This is a genomic window from Hyphomonas polymorpha PS728, assembly GCF_000685315.1.
Lineage (GTDB): Bacteria > Pseudomonadota > Alphaproteobacteria > Caulobacterales > Hyphomonadaceae > Hyphomonas > Hyphomonas polymorpha.
Genome location: NZ_ARYM01000015.1, coordinates 1 through 18,636, shown reverse-complemented (window position 1 = coordinate 18,636; position 18,636 = coordinate 1). Strand labels below are relative to the sequence as shown.

20 protein-coding genes are annotated in these 18,636 nt (G+C 59.5%); 8 read left to right on the top strand and 12 right to left on the bottom strand.

All coding sequences use genetic code 11. The features are described 5' to 3' along the window. Positions 1-152: 152 nt before the first annotated feature. Positions 153-977 carry a type I methionyl aminopeptidase gene (gene map, locus HPO_RS13045; protein ID WP_035599621.1) on the bottom strand — a complete coding sequence of 275 codons (825 nt, stop codon included), beginning with the start codon at positions 975-977 and terminating at the stop codon, positions 153-155. Positions 978-1,080: 103 nt separating this feature from the next. Here map and HPO_RS13040 point away from each other — a divergent pair, with 103 nt between their 5' ends. From HPO_RS13040 to HPO_RS13025, 4 genes are all read left to right on the top strand, one after another. After that, positions 1,081-2,394 (top strand): serine hydrolase domain-containing protein, encoded by a 1,314-nt coding sequence (locus HPO_RS13040; protein ID WP_162174044.1) that lies wholly within the window; start codon positions 1,081-1,083, stop codon positions 2,392-2,394. After that, a complete protein-coding gene (locus HPO_RS13035) occupies positions 2,391-3,149 on the top strand; it encodes a competence/damage-inducible protein A (RefSeq protein ID WP_035599617.1) in 759 nt (252 codons plus the stop codon). The genes HPO_RS13040 and HPO_RS13035 overlap by 4 nt, the downstream gene beginning before the upstream one ends. Before the next feature lie 99 nt (positions 3,150-3,248). Next, on the top strand, positions 3,249-3,734 hold the full coding sequence (locus HPO_RS13030) for a hypothetical protein (protein WP_035599615.1): 486 nt from the start codon (positions 3,249-3,251) through the stop codon (positions 3,732-3,734). A 78-nt stretch (positions 3,735-3,812) separates the two neighbouring features. After that, on the top strand, positions 3,813-4,595 hold the full coding sequence (locus HPO_RS13025; RefSeq protein WP_157532830.1) for an enoyl-CoA hydratase: 783 nt from the start codon (positions 3,813-3,815) through the stop codon (positions 4,593-4,595). 92 nt (positions 4,596-4,687) lie between these two features. Here HPO_RS13025 and HPO_RS13020 read toward each other — a convergent pair whose 3' ends face one another. Next, on the bottom strand, positions 4,688-5,464 hold the full coding sequence (locus tag HPO_RS13020) for a DODA-type extradiol aromatic ring-opening family dioxygenase (RefSeq protein WP_035599613.1): 777 nt from the start codon (positions 5,462-5,464) through the stop codon (positions 4,688-4,690). A gap of 173 nt (positions 5,465-5,637) precedes the next feature. Between HPO_RS13020 and HPO_RS13015 the strand changes: the two genes are divergently transcribed. Both HPO_RS13015 and HPO_RS13010 read left to right on the top strand, forming a co-directional pair. Beyond that, positions 5,638-6,849, top strand: a complete 1,212-nt coding sequence (locus HPO_RS13015) for an acetyl-CoA C-acetyltransferase (protein ID WP_035599610.1) — start codon at positions 5,638-5,640, stop codon at positions 6,847-6,849. A gap of 212 nt (positions 6,850-7,061) precedes the next feature. After that, on the top strand, positions 7,062-7,271 hold the full coding sequence (locus HPO_RS13010; protein ID WP_035599606.1) for a cold-shock protein: 210 nt from the start codon (positions 7,062-7,064) through the stop codon (positions 7,269-7,271). An 86-nt stretch (positions 7,272-7,357) separates the two neighbouring features. On the opposite strand, the gene HPO_RS13005 is transcribed toward HPO_RS13010, so the two are convergent. The 10 genes from HPO_RS13005 to HPO_RS12965 all read right to left on the bottom strand — a co-directional run bounded on the left by HPO_RS13005 (position 7,358) and on the right by HPO_RS12965 (position 16,858). Next, entirely contained in the window at positions 7,358-8,023 is a 666-nt protein-coding gene (locus tag HPO_RS13005; protein WP_035599604.1) for a DUF2490 domain-containing protein, read from the bottom strand. A gap of 124 nt (positions 8,024-8,147) precedes the next feature. Next, the gene (locus HPO_RS13000) at positions 8,148-9,593 is read right to left on the bottom strand and encodes an SLC13 family permease (RefSeq protein ID WP_051612608.1); all 1,446 of its coding nucleotides are present in this window, start codon (positions 9,591-9,593) and stop codon (positions 8,148-8,150) included. A 552-nt stretch (positions 9,594-10,145) separates the two neighbouring features. Then, the gene (locus tag HPO_RS12995) at positions 10,146-10,805 is read right to left on the bottom strand and encodes an ADP-ribosyltransferase domain-containing protein (protein ID WP_157532826.1); all 660 of its coding nucleotides are present in this window, start codon (positions 10,803-10,805) and stop codon (positions 10,146-10,148) included. A gap of 36 nt (positions 10,806-10,841) precedes the next feature. Next, positions 10,842-11,003, bottom strand: a complete 162-nt coding sequence (locus HPO_RS20555; protein WP_157532824.1) for a hypothetical protein — start codon at positions 11,001-11,003, stop codon at positions 10,842-10,844. Positions 11,004-11,380: 377 nt separating this feature from the next. After that, a complete protein-coding gene (locus HPO_RS12990) occupies positions 11,381-13,471 on the bottom strand; it encodes a hypothetical protein (protein ID WP_035599598.1) in 2,091 nt (696 codons plus the stop codon). A 12-nt stretch (positions 13,472-13,483) separates the two neighbouring features. Further along, a complete protein-coding gene (locus HPO_RS19840) occupies positions 13,484-14,905 on the bottom strand; it encodes a nucleotidyl transferase AbiEii/AbiGii toxin family protein (RefSeq protein ID WP_157532822.1) in 1,422 nt (473 codons plus the stop codon). Beyond that, entirely contained in the window at positions 14,902-15,720 is an 819-nt protein-coding gene (locus HPO_RS12980; RefSeq protein WP_206742161.1) for a type IV toxin-antitoxin system AbiEi family antitoxin domain-containing protein, read from the bottom strand. Before HPO_RS12980 ends, HPO_RS19840 begins: the two co-directional genes overlap by 4 nt. Positions 15,721-15,990: 270 nt before the next feature. After that, the gene (locus HPO_RS12975) at positions 15,991-16,287 is read right to left on the bottom strand and encodes a hypothetical protein (protein WP_051612606.1); all 297 of its coding nucleotides are present in this window, start codon (positions 16,285-16,287) and stop codon (positions 15,991-15,993) included. 8 nt (positions 16,288-16,295) lie between these two features. Further along, entirely contained in the window at positions 16,296-16,634 is a 339-nt protein-coding gene (locus HPO_RS12970; RefSeq protein WP_035599596.1) for a DUF3768 domain-containing protein, read from the bottom strand. Next, positions 16,631-16,858: a hypothetical protein gene (locus HPO_RS12965; protein ID WP_035599594.1), complete on the bottom strand. Its 228-nt coding sequence runs from the start codon at positions 16,856-16,858 to the stop codon at positions 16,631-16,633. Before HPO_RS12965 ends, HPO_RS12970 begins: the two co-directional genes overlap by 4 nt. A gap of 401 nt (positions 16,859-17,259) precedes the next feature. Between HPO_RS12965 and HPO_RS12960 the strand changes: the two genes are divergently transcribed. Together HPO_RS12960 and HPO_RS12955 are read left to right on the top strand one after the other, a co-directional pair. Further along, positions 17,260-17,601, top strand: coding sequence for a hypothetical protein (locus tag HPO_RS12960; protein WP_084324319.1), 342 nt, complete (start codon positions 17,260-17,262; stop codon positions 17,599-17,601). Between the two features lie 152 nt (positions 17,602-17,753). Continuing rightward, the coding region (locus tag HPO_RS12955; protein WP_157532820.1) for a hypothetical protein at positions 17,754-18,636 on the top strand (883 nt) is incomplete at its 3' end.

The following is an 18,636-nucleotide window of genomic DNA, read 5'->3' as shown; positions in this document are numbered from 1 at the left end:
TTCTCCCGGCAGGTATGGAATGTGCTGCCCATGGACAAAGCGATGATCCAGCACGCGAAACGTGCTGGAACATTTCACGAACATTTGAGTTCGTCAAGTAGTTGCAAAAGGTTCAGCGGGGGCTTTCCCAAGGACAACCCAAGGGTATGGGCCTATCCCAGCTTCACCTTGAAAGGCTCATGCCAGCCTTTGGGCGAGGCGGAGAAAATCTCCACGCCCGTTTCGGTCACGCCGACGGAATGTTCAAACTGCGCCGAAAGCTGACGGTCGCGCGTCACAGCCGTCCAGCCATCAGGCAGGATCGCCGCGTCGCGCCGGCCAAGGTTCAGCATCGGCTCGATGGTGAAGAACATGCCGGGTTTCAGCTCAGGGCCGGTGCCCGCTTTGGCGGAGTGGACCACGTTGGGCTCGTCATGGAAAAGGCGCCCCAATCCATGGCCGCAGAAATCATCCACCACCGAATAGCGGTTGAGCCGGGCAATCTCGCTGATCGCGCCGCCGATGTCGCCAAACCGGGCGCCGGGTTTGACGGCGGCAATGCCCGCCATCATGGCTTCATAGGTCACTTCCATCAGGCGTTCGGCTTTGCGCTTCACCTCGCCCACGCCGTACATCCGGCTATGGTCACCGTGCCAGCCGTCCAGGATCAACGTCACGTCGATATTGGCGATGTCACCTTCCTTCAGCGCCTTCGGGCCGGGAATACCATGGCAGATCACATGGTTCACCGAAATGCAGGAGGCGTGGCGGTAACCCCGATACCCGATGGTTGCCGAAACGGCGCCGTGATCCTGCACGAACTCGCGCACAAGCGTATCCAGACGCTCGGTCGTTACACCGGGTTTCACTTCGGGAACCAGCATGTCCAGACATTCGGCGACGAGGCGGCCCGCGCGGCGCATCCCCTCGAAGCCTTCGGCGTCGTGAATGCGGATGTCGCCCGTGCGCATGGGCAGGAGAAGATTTGTATCGTTCATGCCCGCAATATGGCAGTCCGGGCCCCGAGATTCCACTCCCTTCTTGCCGAACAGGCAGACCGCTGCCAGTTATCACCGCGACATGGCATGGGAGAGAGCGGGCATGAAGCGGTTCAAGGGACAATTCATGGGGGGCATACTGGCCCTTGCCGGGGCGGTTTTGGCCGCCTGCGCCAGCGCGCCTGCGGGTCTCGAACCAGCCGCGCTGACGGCGCCCGCCGCCGAAGCCCGGCCTGCCTTCAGCGCGGAGGGAATTGCCGCCCTGGAAGCCAGAATGGCCTCGTATGTTGATGGCGGAACTGTAAAAGGCATTGCCACACGCCTGATCCAGGATGGCGAAATCATTTCCGATTTCCGTCATGGCATCCGCCGCCAGGCGGACGGCGCCCCGGTGGAAGAAGATACCATCTGGCGGATCTATTCGATGTCCAAGCCGGTCACCGGCGCCGGGCTGATGATCCTCTGGGAAGAGGGCAAGTTCCAGCTGGACGACCCGATCACCAAATATTTCCCCGAATTTGAAGGGCTTCAGGTCTTCAAGGGGCAGGACGAGGCGGGCAATCCCATTCTTGCGCCGGTCAGCCGCCCGCCCACGGTTCAGGAATTGATGAGCCACACGGCCGGTTTCGGCTACGGCCTCGCGCCCGGCAATTACGTCGACGATCGCTTCCGCGAGCTGGAGGTTTTCCAGTCGCCTGACGCTGATGAAATGATCCGCCGCGTGGCCACCATCCCGCTGAAGCATGAGCCGGGCGTGACCTGGGATTACTCCATTTCGGTAGACATTCAGGGCGCGCTGATCGAGCGCCTGTCCGGCCAGACGTTGGGCGAGTTTCTGCAGGCGCGCGTTTTTGCGCCGCTCGGCATGACCGATACTGCGTTCTTCGTGCCGGACGAAAAGTACGACCGGTTCTCCGACGTCTGGGGTCCGAACCCGGAAACGGGGGAGCTCGTCCCGCTGCCAATGCCGGGCTTTCAGTATCGCAAGGACACCATCGCCTTTGAAGGCGGCGGGCATGGCCTTGTGGGTACGCTCGGCGACTATGCGCGCTTCACCGATATGCTGGCCAAGGGCGGCACGCTGGACGGGGTTCAGGTGCTGAAGCCGGAAACGGTGCAGCTGATGGCGACCAATTTCCTCCCCGAAGGCGTTTTCATCGGCCACAATGGCACCACGACCGATCCCAATGCCGGCGGCGGTTTCGGGCTCGACTTTGCCGTGATCCTCAATGATGGCGAGGCCTATCCGAAAGGCGCCTTCATGTGGGGTGGCGCGGCGGGCACCTGGTTCTGGGTCGACCCTGTCAACAAGATCAGTTTCGTCGGTATGATCCAGGTATTCGGCGGATCCCTGGACCGCAGTATGCGGACGGAATCGGCCGAACTCGTTTATGATGCGCTTCAGGAGACCAAATGACCCAGCCCACTGCCGCCGTTCTGCTGATTGGGGATGAGCTGCTCTCCGGGCGCACCCGAGACATCAACCTGCAGCAGATTGCGCAATATCTGGAGCCGATCGGTATTCCTGTGCGGGAGTGCCGGACGGTGCCGGATATTGAGGAGGAGATCGTGGCGGCAGTGAACGCCCTGCGGGCGAAGTACACTTACGTCTTCACCACCGGCGGCATCGGCCCGACGCATGATGATATCACAGCGGATGCGATTGCGGCGGCCTTTGGCACGGGCATCTCCGAACACCCCGAGGTGCTGGCGGAAATGGCCGAGCGCTACAAGGCCATGAACACCGATTTCACCCCCGCCCGCCGCCGGATGGCGCGCATCCCGCACGGGGCAAAAATCGTGAAGAATCCCGTCTCTGGCGCGCCGGGGTTCCAGATGGAAAACGTCTTCACTATGGCCGGTGTGCCCCAGATTGCCCGCGCGATGCTGGAGGATATCGGCCCCCGCCTGGAAGGCGGCGCGCGGGTTCACAAGGTGCAGTTGCGCGGCCCTGGCCTGCGCGAGGGCGACCTTGCCGAGCCCCTCGGCGCTATCGCCAAGGCGTATCCGGACGTCTCCATCGGCTCTTACCCCTGGTATCTGGGGACGGGGGATAATGGCGTGGCGCTGGTGGCCCGGTCGACTGATACGGTCAGGCTGGAAACGGTGCGGGGCGAGCTTGAGGCGCTGATGCGGGGCCTGGGTGTGGAGCCCATCCCCGACCCGCTCTGACGACACATAAAGCGTGGATAAGGAGGCAAAAAAACGCCAACGATTCCTCCAACCACGCCGCAGAAAATTCCAACAGAACTCCAAGGGGGAGGAGAGAAAATGCAAGTCCTGACACGCGCGCCCGTCCTGTGGGCGCTTTTCGTGATGATGATCCTGTCCGGCGCCGCGTTCCAGGTTTTCGGGCCGGCGGTGGGCGGGGCGTATCTCGACATGGTCTCAGACCCGGCCGAGGTGCGAGCCCTGTTTGCGGCGCTGACGCCGGAGCAGAAGACCGCCCATTTCTGGGTGACGGTGCTGAACGACACCGTGTTCCCCTTGAGCTTCGGTCTTCTCTTTGCGGGCATGGCGCTGCGCTTCTTTGGGCGCTGGGGAAAGCTGGCGGCGCTGCCCGGTTTTGCCGTACTGATCTTTGACCTGACCGAGAACACGGTTCAGGCCCTCGCCCTGGCCGGGGTGGCCGACGCGCTCGATACCAAGGCCTGGATCACGCCCCTCAAGTTTGGCCTGTTCTGGCTGGCTGCGGCGATTGCGATTATTGCGGCGCTGATTGGCGTCTTCCGCCTGGTGACCGGCCACAAGGGCTGAGAGCCGACGCCGCGTCAGGCTTGGCGGGCCCATCTGCGCGCCGTAACACCTTTACTGACCATTTCCGGAGGAGCTTCCATGTCCGAACCCATCGTCCTGACCGAACGCCACGGCGCTGTCTGCCTTGTCACGCTGAACCGACCCGACGCGCTCAACGCGCTCAACCGCGCCCTGCGCGCCGAGATCGTGCGCGTGTTCACTGAGCTGAAGGACGATCCGGAAATCCGCGCTGTGGTGCTGACCGGGGCGGGCCGTGCGTTCACCGCAGGCATCGACCTGAAAGAAGCCGGCCAGACGGGCTTTGCCCTGGGCGCCGACGAGGACAGCAAGTCCATCAACATGCTGGCCGCGCTGGAAGCCTATCCCTGGCCGATCATCGGCGCGATCAACGGCTTTGCCATTACCGGCGGCTTTGAACTCGCCCTGATGTGCGATGTGCTGCTCGCCTCCGAACATACCCGTTTTGCCGACACCCATGCCCGCGTCGGCATTGTGCCGGGCTGGGGGCTCTCGCAGAAGCTTTCGCGCCTCATCGGCATCAGCCGCGCGAAGGAGCTCTCCTTCACCGGCAATTTCATCGATGCGCACACTTCTGAGAAATGGGGTCTTGTGAACCGCGTCTATCCGGCGGCGGATCTTGTGCCGGCCGCGCTGCAGATGGCGACGGAAATGACCTCGACCAATCCGGACCTGCTGCGTAAATACAAGGCGCTGATCGATGACGGCTTCGGCATGAATTTCGCCGCCGCCATGAAGGAAGAAGTGACCCGCTCGATCGACCATTCGAAGTCGGTTTCCGCCTCGGCGGTGGAAGAGGCACGCAAGCAGGTGACCGCGCGCGGGCGGGATCAGCAGGGGTAAGGTTTCCGGCTTCGCCGGCCCTCGCCTCCCACGCGCTGTGCGCGGGCCCTCATCCCAACCCCTTCTCCCAAGGGAGAAGGGGGTTCTTTGTGTCAGGCTGCAAATTCAAAAGCGTCCATCCTCAGCACGCTGAACGTTACGGACGTGTGCAACTGAGCCATGTGCGCACCCTTGCCAGCCGCGCCGAGGGCCACGAACAGCGGCAGGAAATGCTCCTCCGTCGGATGGTTGCGCGCGGCGTTGGGGGCGAGGCTGCGATAGTTCACGAGATCGTCGACGCGGCCTTCGGCCAGCGCCTGGTTCACCCAGTCACCGAAGGATTTCACCCAATCGGGCTCCGCATTCGGGCCGCGCCAGCTGACACTGCGCAGGTCGTGCGTGAGGCTGCCGCTGCCGAGGATCAGCACGCCCTCTTCGGCCAGAGGGCGCAGCGCCTCGCCAAGCCGCAGATGATGCGCCGGGCCAAGATGGGTTTGCAGGGAAAGCTGCAGCACCGGAATATCCGCCGCCGGAAAGGCGAGCTTCAGCGGCACCCAGGCGCCATGATCGAGGCCGCGCGCCGGATCGAGCGTTGCGGGCAGGCCCGCCCCGTCCAGCAGCGTCTTGATGCGCGCCGCCAGGGCAGGGTCGCCCGGCGCGGGGTATTGCTGCTGGTACATCACCTCTGGAAAGCCACCAAAATCATGGATCGTCGGCGGGGCAGGCGCGGCGGTGATGCTTGGGGCAAGCGTTTCCCAATGCGCGGAGACGGCAAGGATCGCTTTCGGGCGCGGCAGTGCCTTGCCCAGCTGCATCAGGAAGTCGCGCGCGGGCACATCATCGAAGATCAGCGTGGGCGAGCCATGCGATACGAAAATCGGCGGGGTCATCAGAGGAAGCCTCCTTCAATCTTGCTTCCCCTTAGGTAAGAGAGGTTTGCTGGCGGGAACAGGCCTGCTCCGGCCTGACTGTTATGCGGGCCTCGCATGAAAGAGGCCGGGTTGCGCTGGGGCGCAGGCCGGGCTTAACAGGGGCGGACTTTGGATACTCCCGGGAGGAATGAATGCGCGATGTGGTGATTGTCGAGCCGGTGCGGACGGCGGTGGGCGGGTTTGGCGGCTCGTTCAAGGGCGTGCAGGCGCATGAACTCGGCGCGGCCGTCGTCGAAGGGCTGATGGCGCGCACGGGCCTGGCGAAAGACAAGGTCGATGATGTGATCTTCGCGCAGTGTTACCCTTCCATGGACGCGCCCGCGCTGGGCCGCGTGGTGGCGCTCGACGCCGGCTTGCCGGTGGAAGTGACGGGTATGCAGATCGACCGGCGCTGCGGCTCGGGCCTGCAGGCGATCATCAATGCGACGATGCAGGTGGCGACCGGCGCGATGGACTGCGTGATCGCGGGCGGCGCGGAGTCGATGAGCAACGCGCCTTTCTACTCCACCGGCCTGCGCTGGGGGCTTGGCCAGGGCAACATGACCATCAATGACGGCCTGATCACCGGGCGCCTCACCGCCGGCGGCAAACATTACCCCGTGCCGGGCGGGATGCTGGAAACGGCAGAAAACCTGCGCCGCGATTATCAGATCACCCGTGAGGCGCAGGACGAGTTTGCCGCCGCTTCCCATGCCAAGGCTGTAGCGGCGCAGACATCCGGCGTGTTCGGTGAAGAGATCATTCCGTTCACGGTCAAAGGCCGCAAGGGCGACACTGTGGTGGACCGGGACGAACATCCCCGGGCGGATTCCACGGTGGAGGTGCTGTCGAAGCTGAAAGCCATCCGCCTGAAGCAGGACGCTGAAGCCACCGTCACCGCCGGCAATGCCAGCGGTCAGAATGATGGCGGCTCGGCCTGCCTCGTGATGACGCGCGAGATGGCAGAGGCCAATGGCCTCAAACCGCTGGCGCGGCTTGTCTCCTGGGCCGTAGCGGGCGTTGGCCCTGCGGTGATGGGGATCGGGCCTGTTCCGTCTACGGAAAAAGCACTGAAGCGCGCAGGGCTTTCGCTGAAAGACATTGACCTGATCGAACTGAACGAAGCCTTTGCCGCGCAGGTGCTTGCCTGCACCAAGGCGATGGGCTTCTCGAAGGAAGACTATGCGCGCCTGAACGTGCATGGCTCGGGCATCTCGCTGGGCCACCCTGTGGGCGCAACCGGCGGGCGCATCCTGGCGACGATGCTGCGCGAAATGGATCGCCGCGGGGCGCGCTACGGCCTTGAAACCATGTGCATTGGGGGTGGGCAGGGGCTCGCGGCGGTGTTCGAGCGCGTTAACTGAAAATTCGGTCAGGCTCCGGAGCGTCCGGAGCCTGACAGTAATTTAAACTTGCATTCTGCCTGTGGATGGCGCATATGGCTGGCATCGACATTGGCCGGACGATCAGGCGCGTGCGCTCACCAGGGTGAGTTGCGGTTTCAGAAACTCTCCAAAATTCGATACGCAAGGGCTGACACACTGTCAGTCCACATATGACTATGAGACTTATCTAAATGACCCAAGGTATCGTGAAGTTCTTCAACACCCAGAAGGGCTTCGGCTTCATTTCGCCCACCACCGGCGGCAATGACGTTTTCGTGCACATCTCGACGCTTGAGCGCTCGGGTATCGCCCAACTCAACGAAGGCCAGAAGGTTTCCTACGAAACCGCCATCGACAAACGTTCGGGCAAGCCTGCTGTCAGCTCCATCGAGCTGGTCTAACAGTTCTTCAAGGCAGACGCCTCGCCGTTTGCCTGACGTAATTGCGAAGCGCGCCTCCTCACCGGGGCGCGCTTTTCATTTGGGGCTCAGAAATCGCGTGAAACAGTGAGGACGATGTGATGGTTGGTCTCGTCGGGGGCGCCGCGTTCGTTCTCGAACTGGTTCATATAGCCGAATTCCCAGCTTACCTTGTCGTTCATGTCCCAGACGAGCAGCAGCTGGCTGCGGGCTTCGATGAAGCCGTCAGACTGGCCCCAGTCAGTATCGTTCAGTTCAAAGAACAGATCCGTACTCAGCGAGATTTCGAAGGGGGTGCCTTCGAGAGGACGCTTGACGCCGAACTCCTGGCGCAGCCGCCAGCCGGTATCGTCCCAGCCTTCACGGCGGCGTTCTTCCAGACGCGAGCGGCCATCAAATTCGAAGCTATAAGCTTCGCCGAAATCATAGCTCAGCTGTTGCCAGAGACGGTGTTCCTTCCGGTCCGGCCCCTCCTGGCGAACGCTGCCCCATAGATAGCCGCCGCTGATCTTGAACGTGTCATTCAGGCGATAGCCGATGCCGGGGCGCAGCTCGATCGTGTCGAGATCACCGTCGGGCTGGTAGCGCAGATCCGCGTCAAGGGAGAGGCTGATAGCCCTGTTGTCGAAGGGTTTGGCCTTGGTGCTGGCGGCGGTCCATATCTGGTTTTCCGCCAGGGCGGGGCAGGCCGCAGCAATGGCCAGAGCGGTCAGGGCAATACAAGTACGTCGCATGCGGTGGCGTCTACCCCAACAAATCTGACACAATACTGACAAGCAGGCGCGCAACTAGGCGCGCGGAACATACGCGTCAATCGCAGTTTTGTGACATTTTCACTTCAGGGGTGTGCCGGCGGGGTCAGAGCCCGAAATACAGCGTAACGATCACTACGCAGGCGACGTTGAGCCAGAAGCCGGATCGCATCATGTGGCCGATGGAGAATTGCCGCATCCCGAACACCACGGCGTTCGGCCCGGTGGCGATGGGCAACATGAACGCACAGGAGGCCGCCATCGCGCACGGCAGGATCAGGCTGCGCACGTCTATGCCGGTTGCCTCTGCCAGCGCGCCAAGCACGGGCAGGAAAGTGGTCATCGCCGCCACGTTCGACATCACCTCGGTGAGGAAGATAAGGATGCTGACGACGATCAGGATCAGCACGATGGGCGGCAGGGCCGCCAGGCCTGCCAGTGAGTTGCCGAGCCAGCCGGCAAGGCCCGACGCCTGAACCGCCGCGGCCAGCGACAGTCCGCCCCCAAACAGCAGCACAACATCCCAGGGCACAGCCTTGGCATCTTCCCAGTTCAGCAGGGCCCAGCCGCCGGGCTGGTGCTCTGGCGCGCGGCTGCCATGGGGCACGAGGAACATCAGGATGGCCCCCATGATGGCGATGCCCATATCCGTCAGCCCGGCGAACAGGGGAATCATGACAAGCTGTTCCCGCGTGATCCAGGCAAGCGCAATGAAGCCAAACACGATGGCGACGCGCGTTTCGGGCGTCGTCATCTTGCCAAGCGCGTCGCGCTGGGTGCGCACTGTGGCGCCGGCAGCCCTGGCCGAGGCGGCGTCTGACTTGATGCCCCAGGTGAGGATCAGCCACGCCATTGGCAGCATGATCAGGACCACCGGAAGGCCGAAGCTCATCCATTCGCGGAAGCTGATATCAATCCCGGCATTGTCATTCAGCCAGCCCATGGCGATGAGATTGGTGGGCGTGCCAACGGGGGTGGCGAGGCCGCCGATGGAGGCGGAATAGGCAATCCCGAGCAGCAGGGCGCTGCCAAGCCGGGCGCCGCCGCCCGCTGCCACGGCGACCGAGAGGGCAATCGGCGCCATCATCAGGGTGGTGGCCGTGTTGGAAATCCACATCGAGAGCAGGGCGGTGGCCAGCATGAACGCCCCGGCCAGCAGTTTCAGCCGCCCGCCTGACAGCATCAGCACATTCAGCGCAATGCGGCGGTGCAGGTGCCATTTCTCGATGCCGATGGCCATGATGAACCCGCCGAGCAGCAGCAGCACCACGGTATCGGCATAAGGCGCGGCAATCTCGCGGAGGCTTGCCACGCCTGTCAGCGGCAGAAGCGCCAGCGGGATCAGCGAGGTGGCGGCAATCGGGATCGCCTCGGTGGCCCACCAGATGGCCATCAGCACCAGGACACCGGCAACAAGCATACCGCCCCGTTCCAGCCCTTCGGGCGGCGGCAGCACGGCAATCAGGATGGCAAGGGCGGGCCCGGCAAACAGTCCCAGGCGGGCGGCAAAGCCGGGCTTCAGCGCGGCGGCCTGCCGGTCTCCTGTTGTCATTAATACAGTCCCCGCTTGTTTCGCTTCCCGACGCTACCGGTTTTTTGCCGGAGGGCAAATGGTGCCGGCGGCCGGACTCGAACCGGCACGGCCGTTGGGCCTAGGGATTTTAAGTCGCCTTTGGATTTTGTAAGTAATTGATATTAAAAGACAAAATGACTGTGCGCAAAATTTATGTGTAAGAAAATGTGTAAGTTTTTGATGCCTTTTACAGTATCGCGCTGCCACTTTTTGCAGAAACGATCTCGTTCTTAGCCAGCTATCACGCTCAGTGCTCAGCGAACATTAAAGACAGGCCATCAGCATGGAGTCCATTTGGAGAGGTTGATCAGAACTATTTTTGAACCAAAGCTCGCAAAGCTGAGCCAACAACGCCAAGATCAGAATTGAAGTCTGGTGATGGCTCGGGAGCGCTTGCTTCATCTGCGCCAATCTCTGCAGAACATCTCTCAATGAACTCGGGGCTGTAGTGTTCGTCTCGTGCCAAAGCCTCTCTTAGGGCTTGTCGAGATAGCTCTATGCGCCGCTGCTGTTCATCGGTGGGGACAAATGTCATTCCTGCTCCTCCATGACTACATGAATAGATCCATCGATCAGATGTTCGACAAAAATGATTAAGTAAGAACGATACGGTGGGAACAGTATCTCATCTTCAAGTTCAAAGGATGAGAAGGCAGTGATTTGCCTTCCAGACTTTCCCCAGATTGTAAAGTAACAGACGCCTGGAAAGGCCCTTCTCGGGTTCCGACTACTGCTAAGAAACCCCTTCTCATGAATCACATCCCCCTCCTCATATTGAGCTATGCCGGGATGCGGTTTCGATCCTCGATATGAAGGAGCCAGGCGCTTCGGGAGTTTTTGGAGTGCTTCGTTGAGGTAGAGGCCAATGGAATATAAGCGTACGGCTTCAGGGTGCTCACGTGTGCGTAGCAAAAGATTGAGGTCTGCATACCTCAAGCCTGCGCTCGCAGTTTCCTTGGTGTACCAGTGGACTACAACTTTGTCGTCGGCATCAAAATCAGATGGCAGCGAAGAACTGCTTGCCAATATTTGCCGTTCGACGTCATCAAACAATTCCGCGTACTCATGACCAAATATATGGCGGGGAGCTACTTGAAATGCTTCGCGCGTCTTTCGGCTCATAAGTGCGCGAGCTGCGATATCGACCAAATATTTTATCACAAAACCACCCAGCAAAGGAGAAACGCTCAATCCCAAGCGCCCTATAACACACTAGGTCGGACGTGATTAGCGTTTCTTAATCTTAAGTGGCGGCAAAGTTGTTTCTGCCGTCTGCCGATTCAGTGAGCGTTCGCTTTGCTGCGGCCAGTCTTTCAAGGCTTCATTCAGCGCCTTACGTGCCACTTCAATGCGCATCTTCTGATCAGTGGTAAGCTTTATCTTATTCATGTGCGGTTTCCTATTCAGTGTACTGATAATTTAGCGTCTGAATTATCCAAACCCAACAAAAATATAGGTAAGAATAGTTCGATTTTACGCAATATTGTAAGTGAAGTGAGGCGCGTTTCATCAAAAAAGGGGTTGCATATGCAACCCTGCCTTCCGGCGAGGATGGGGGTAGCAAGCGCAAGGAGGCTCCGAACGAGGGTCCGCGCCGTCAGGCGTGGAGACGTTTGGATGCCTTGCGTGCGCGAGGGGCAAAGCCCCTGAGTAGCGTGCGCGGCGCAGCCGCGATCCGAAAGCGCGAGGGATCGAAGCCGAAGGGCAGAGACGCGCAGCGGCTCGGTTCACGAGAGCCCGACCCGAAGGAACGCGCCCGTGATTGATTACGGTTGGAGCTGAAGTGACGCGGCATTATGTGGCGCGGCCATGATCATCGTTCCCTGCCCATTAGGTTCGCGCCAGAGAACAATGCCATTCGCCCAAAGGACGCGCTCGGCATGGATGTTGAGCGCGTAGAAGTCTTTTCGCGTCCACTGATCTTTCTGCCAGAAGCGCTGTAGGTCTTTGGAGAACACCTCGATCCAATTGGTGAGCTGTCGTGATGCCATAACTGCGCCGACTTCCGTTTCAGCGCCGGGGAAACCCAATTGCCCCATGCCGTGACGGTGGCCGATCAGGCGCGCCGCGCTGATCAGCATATTGCTGGCCATGCCGTGTGCGGCTTCAAACAGCACGGGGAAATTCTCGCTCTGCGCATGGGCTTCTTTGGCTTGTTTGAGCGCCGTTGTGGCACTATCGAACGTGCTGATCAGATATTTTGAGAATTCCTCTTCGACTACATCATCCGCGCCGAATTCGGTGCTGTCGCGCGCGTAGCGATAGGCGCGGATCGCCTTGCGGACCGCGCAATGCAGGACGCCGTCGTGATCGGACATCATCACAGGCGTCATGAGAAATTCGGGCAGCGCTTTCTCGATCCGATTAAGCGTGCAGGCTTGAGCGAGACCCGCCACTAGAAAGTGCAGCGCTACCTCCGCGTCTTGGACATCATTGGCCACCAGGGCTTGTCCGTAAGCTGCGTGCATGACGATACGCACCTTCAGCACACCGTCGCGCAACACTACGGCGGTCGATACCCCTTGCGCGATATCTTCCGGCATTCCTTCCGGCGTAACGTTCACATCGAAGCCGCGCTCCAACTCCGTGAGCGCCGCTTCATGGTCAGCGGCGAATGTAATTCCGTCCAAACGGTCGAGATCGAAGAGCGGCCGAATTTGGCCTACGAGCCTCTGCGTTTTCTCGCTGAGCGGCGTGATCTCCTCATCTGTTCCAAGCCCCGTGAAGGAGAGTTGGTAGCTCAGCGGCGACAACGGCGGCGGTTCTCCGCTGAGTTCGCGGGCAGACTTCTTGTTTGGAAGAATGTCCTTTAGTGCCCCTTGCACGACGGCATCGATTTCGGCCGACCAACGTTCTCCCAAGTTCGCGCTGATCTCAGCGAAGACCGATGCGGACGATGCGGTGATAAAGAGTTCATCACTGCACGCCGATGCATCCTTGTTGAAGTCGGAAAGAACTGGCGCAGCATGGCCAACTCTCACACCCACCAGCAGTTTTGTAGACGTGATCGGCATCACCACAGCGGACACGCTCGCCGTATTGGTCATCATGTAGGGAAAGAACGTTCCGCCCTCATCATCAGCGCCGATTGCGACGCAATCCGGCAGGATCGCGCCTTCCGGCGGCGCTGCCCTAATGCGCCATTCGAGGGCCTCCAGCGATTCCTTGCGCGCCATCGCGACCAATCCATTGCCAAGCGCTTTATTGTGCCCGTCGCGGACTATATCATCGAGACCGTCCAATACGGAGGTGAAGGCCTCCATGATGCCGAGACTCTTGGCGCCGTAGCGACCGAGGAAATGCTCTTTTGCAGCCATGAAAATCAGCCTTTCCAGCAGATCGTCTGGTAGCTGGAGAAGGTCGAGCATCGTCTTAAGCTGCGGCTCTTTATCGAACATACGCGAGATGTGTTCGTTCCAGACGGCATTCGGCCCCGGTTCAGACAAGCCAAGCATCTGCACGACAGTGTCTTCGTCGGAAAAGGCTTCCGCAGCGGCCGTCATAAGCTGCTGCATCCCGCTTCCGAACATGCGGCGCATGTTGGCGCTGCGCGGCGTCAGATGCGCGATGACTTCGGCTGCCAGCGCGGGATCGACAGCGCCGTCAATATCGACGGAACGAAGCGAGATCAGCAGCCCGCCGAGCCGGTTCTCGTAGTCCGTGATCTTGTCGTCGAGCGTCTTGCTGCCATCGCTCGACAGGCGCGAATAAAAAAACCGCTGCGCCGCCACATCTGCGATCGATGCGGGATGGATGACACCCTTGCGGCGATGCACATAGGTTTTCTCGGCCTTCGCATCGAAGAGAAACCCACGCTGCAAAGACTGCGGAATGTGATGTTGCTTCTTGCCCGCCACGATTGCCTGCCGTCAGTACTTCGTCTCTACAAAGAATCCTCTGCGGCCTGAGCACTGGCCGCCCCAATCATTCTTATGTGGATTGAGTTGACTGTCATGCGTGCGGCGACGGAACTTCTTGTTGCAAACAGGACATTGATAGATGTGCACGGGCTGTCCAAAGCCCGTGCTGCGGCGCGTCGGTGCGCGTGTCGGCCTGATTTGCGGCGCGCGCGGCGTATAGGATTGCGGCCGTGCGCTTGATGCGGAGACCTGCACTGGCCCTTCTGGCCCCAGTTCTATGGCGTAGCGCGGCACAAAGCTGCGATTGGTCACGCGGGCGCCCTGCATGCGATCAAGGCGATAGCTGCGATGCTCGTTCTTGTCGGTGTTCCATGCATGCAAGACGATGTTTCCGTCTTGCGTGCGGCGCAGAGAGTAAGGCTCGATGCGGCGTGTGGAGCCTTGGTAGTCGAGTTCGACCAGCAAGCGGTTGCCTGCTGCGAAGCGGATGATCTCGATCATGGATTGCGCCTGGCCAGAGACGGGCAAGCGCATATCGCGTGCGCGCAAGACGACTTCGCCAGCGCCTACGGCGTATCTCGCGGGGATGACAGGCGCTGCGCCACCTGCAAGCCATTCAAAGAAGGCGGGCAGTTCTTCCCAGAAGTTTTCGTAAGGCGGCAGAATTGGAAGCTGATGCGCGAGCATGCTCTGCCAGAGGTTTTCCAGTTCGCCCCGATGCTCTTCAAGATCGGCAAGCACGGGCACATTGATGCCTTTGAACTCACATTTCTGGCGCAGGACATCGAGCAGCACCGAGGGTGATGGCAGCGCTTCCCCATTCCTGAAAAGGTTCACGACATCGTAGAGGTCGCGCGGGCGCGTGCGTTCGGCGAGCGCCCTCACCTTTTCACCGAACAGCTCCTCATAGGCGTATGCAAGAACGTCGATCCCTTCTTCGGGTGCGTCCGTATAAGGATGAAAAACACTCACACGATTTGGTGCAAGGACAATGCGTTCGTCGGCTGTGAGGTCGAGCTTGATACGCGGCAGGTCGCGCGGTGCTATCGGGCCGCGATAGCTGATTTTGCCCTGGCATGAGGTTGAGCCACGCGGATTGGTATAGATGTCGAATGCCTGCTTTTCGGCGGGAATCTCGATGCCTGTGCGCTCGTAAATCCAGTCGCCGATTTCGCTGAAGGTTTGCTTCAAGAACTCTTCGTCCAGATGGGAGGCATCGGTCAGGGTAAAATCAAGGTCTTCGGAGAAACGATAGGTTTCGAAGAAGCATTTCTTCAGACACGTACCGCCCTTGAATAGCCAGCTATCGCGCAGCGCGTCATGCGCGCTGATGCCCGCCAGCATCCAGCCCAGCACATAGTCTTTCTCGACGACATGCGGCGTCAGCGACATGCGTGTCGCCATATCAAGGATTTCGCGGCGTTCGATCATGTCTGCATCCCTGCTTTCCAGCGCGCGGGAATCCATATGCGCCAGCGTGTCACCAGCTTCGGGCAATCCTGCGCAGGATCAAGTTTGATGGCGCCCTTCGTCAGACGCTCCAGGCAGGCCTGCACCAGCGCCTCTTCCCCGCGCTGCTCCGCCAGAAAGCCGAGGCGCTTAAAGACAGCGCCATTCCCCAACCGCTCCCCATAGGAGATCAGCAAATGATCTTTGCGATCCTTGCGTTTGAGGTATTCACCAAAGCAGTCGGAGACTTGCTGGATGCCGCCGCCGATGGCGGGATCATCGAGCGTATCGATAATGGAGCGCTCAAGGTCCGAGACCATGACTTTCGTGCGCCCGCGCCAGACGGGCTTGCATCCGAATATCTTGCGTTCCTGAATGTGCTTGAGGGTAAAGGTCGCGCCGTGCCGCTGCTGCGACTTTGAACGCACAGACTGGGCGGTCATCACGACGATGTCGTTGAAGAGCTGTTCGGTCAGATCCCAGTATTCGGCGGCGGTGCGCCCGCCCACATAGGCGGGGCCAAAGAGCCCAGGCACCAATACCCACGGATCATCAAGCACATGCTGGCTGCTCAAGGAGTCGAGCGACACAGGAACGTAGACGCCCCGCCGGACGCGCCGCAGCCAACCTTGGTTGGTCCAGCGCGCGAGGGTTTTCGCAGCGACGGTTCGGTCGAGACCCAAGACGCGCACGGCATCATCGATCTGGATCACATCGCCCGCCCCCGCCACAAGATGGGCGAGTTGCTGGCGGCCTTCTGGAATGGACGGGATGCTATTCAACTGCTGCAATTCCACGAATCAATGAACTTCTACAGCCATAATATACTAATCCCGCGCCCAGCGCCAATAGCTTTCATCTGCGATAGTTCATCAGAATGATGAACTAAAACAAACATAATATACTTTCAAATACTGATTTTATTGAATTTTTTTACATCCCAGCTCTAAAGCCCTGCAATTCGAAAGCGCGCGGGATCGAAGCCGCATGGCCGAGCCCCGCCGCTGTCTTTGCGGCGGGGCTTGGTTCACGAGAGCCCGACCCGAAGAGGCGCGCCCAAGGCGTCGCTAGAACAGCGACAACTGGGCATGAGCCTTCCAGTCGGATTTTTTCGCCGCTTCTGTCAGCCAGGCAAGAATGTAAGCCCGCAGTTCTTCGACGTTTTCGACCTCGTTCAGAGGCAGAAAATGCGACTTGTAGCCCGTTTCCGAAATCGGGTTCGGCGCACGGGCGGGCTTGATGGTCTCGATCTCCATATGGGCGACATGCCCCCAACCATTCCAGTCGGGGGAGAAGGTGACTGACAGGGACAAGCCCTGCCAGTCGATCACTTCGTTGATGATGATGTGTGATGCTTTGCTCATGGCTGGCCTCAATACTCAGAGGCCAGCATGATGGTCAGCACACGGGTGGTGACGTCAGGATCGGCAGGATCTTCCGATCCGTAGCGAAGATCGCGGTCGTAATAGTCGATCTTCCAGAAGACACGCTTGCCAGCGATATCGAAAGCACCGAAGTCGTGCTCGCCGTAGGGATCATTGTCCTCGGAGAAGTCCGAGAAGGTCTGAACGGCGCGGGTAGCGAGCAGCATGAAGTCGGGGCCTTGCGCCATGACACCTGCCGTCATCATCCACTTTCCGCTGGAGATGCCAGCTTTGCGCATGGCGTCGTTGAGATCGCGGATGCGATTTGCGGAGGAAAGCGTTGTCATTGCTGCTCTCCTTCCACTTTTTCGGTGATGACGCGCAACATGACGCGGCCTTCACGTGGTATCGCATCCAACTGGATGCTGAAGCCCATGCCATCTTTGTTCGGCCATGCTGCACCAATCGGTGTCCATGTTGCCAGTTTGCCATCGCCGACGACGCGGTAGAGGCGGTGCGTGGGTTTGCGGCCTTGCGGCTGCTGCTGTTTGGGTTGAGGTTTCTTGGCCATTTAAGGTCTCCTTGTTCTGGCCACGGACCATTCCGCGGCTTCATGGGAGCCAAGAACCTCTGGCCATAGAGACGGCGATCACACCCCGCGCCCGCCGACCTTGTCGGCAATGCATATTGCAGCGCAGCTGCGGCGCGCCCCAAAGGGAGCGGAGCTGCACGTAACAAGGTGGAGGAAGCGAGCTGGGTTGAACGGCGGCGGGCCTGAGGTACACAGCTCACGAAGATGGAGCACGCGAATGTCTGTCAGATTTCAAGGGAACTTTTTGCCAACCAATCCAACAGGCTATTGCGCCGCATCACCCAAAACAAACCCAGCATCACATAATCCGTCAAAGGAAGAACTGGAATTCATGGTATAATGAAGATGTCAGCATAAAAGCCGAGCAGGCAGGGGTTCGATTGGGGAATTGGATTGCAACCACAGAAGGGATCATCGTTGCGGATGTCATCCGTTGGACGGAAGGCATCTATGAGAAACGCCGACGCAAGAATGCAAAGTCGCGGCGCATCGGCGAGCGCCAGGTCACAGCCGAAGTGCTGGAAGTGACAGATGACGGGTGGCTCAAGCTACTGGTCCGCACATGCACGATCACTCAGGACGATTATGCAGGCAGCCGCCTGCCGCAGCTAAAGGCTGGGAACGAGATCAAGCGGGCACGCAAGACGGTCGAGCGCGGAAAGCCAGAGCGCTTGCTGTGGAGTGACGAGACCGCCCGGGCTTTCGCCGATCCATCTACGTGAGGCGCGCAAGGCAAGAAGGCCAGCTCAGAACGACAAATTGCAAGCGGTGTTTTCACCTTTCTCTAAGCTAGGCTGTGTATGGTGAACGCCAAAGATTCATTTTGGAGTTTACGATGGGCAATCACAGTAGCGGGGAGCGGTATCTGCGCTCTGTGAATGAACTGCTGGACGGACTGGAGTCGGCTTCGCAAACGGGAACGGGGGATTCCCTCGCAGAACAGGGGTCGCAGGAGGTGGATGTCGCTTCGCGGCGTGTTCCTGCGGGCTTATCCCGCACTGAATTCATCAAGATGGACGACTTCTTAAAAACCAGCGGCGTGGTTGCCTGCGGATTGGCCACATCATTGCTGACCGTGCTTCTGGTTACAGCTATCGGGCACTTCACGGGCTTTGATCTGTATACGCTCAGCTTCTTTTTCATCATCCCAGTTGGCGCGCTCATTTGCGGAGCTGCTGCCGCTTCAGGATACTATTTCGGAAGTCTGTATTTTCATACGCGTCCGAACGCGCTTCTGATCTTACAGATGATCGTCATTGCGGGAATCACACAAATTCTGATCTATTATGCGCAATATGCCACGCTCATGGTAGAAGGTTTCCGTGCACGCGATTTAATCTCCTTCCAGGAATACGTCGAACTGTCTCTGACGACCGCGCAGTATAGCATGGGCCGTGGCCTACAGCATAATATGGGTGAAGTCGGACAGGCAGGATATTGGCTGGCTGCAATCCAGTTTGTTGGATTTTTGCTCGGCGGATTTGCAATGTTTATCAATCTGCGCAACAAACTGACGTGTCGCCCATGTAACAAATATTTGCGTACACTGAGCAAGACCGGAAAGAGCTTTGATACAATCGAGAAGCTCGCTGACTATTACGACACGCTAATGACCCTTCCAGTGGACGGTCCTGATTTTGCAGAAATGATCCAAACCAATCATATCGCTCGCGGAGAGACTGTCTACACGATAGGGATTGAACTGCATGGCTGCCCTGATTGCAAGGGGCAAGAGTGTTCCCCGTCAGCGACTGTGA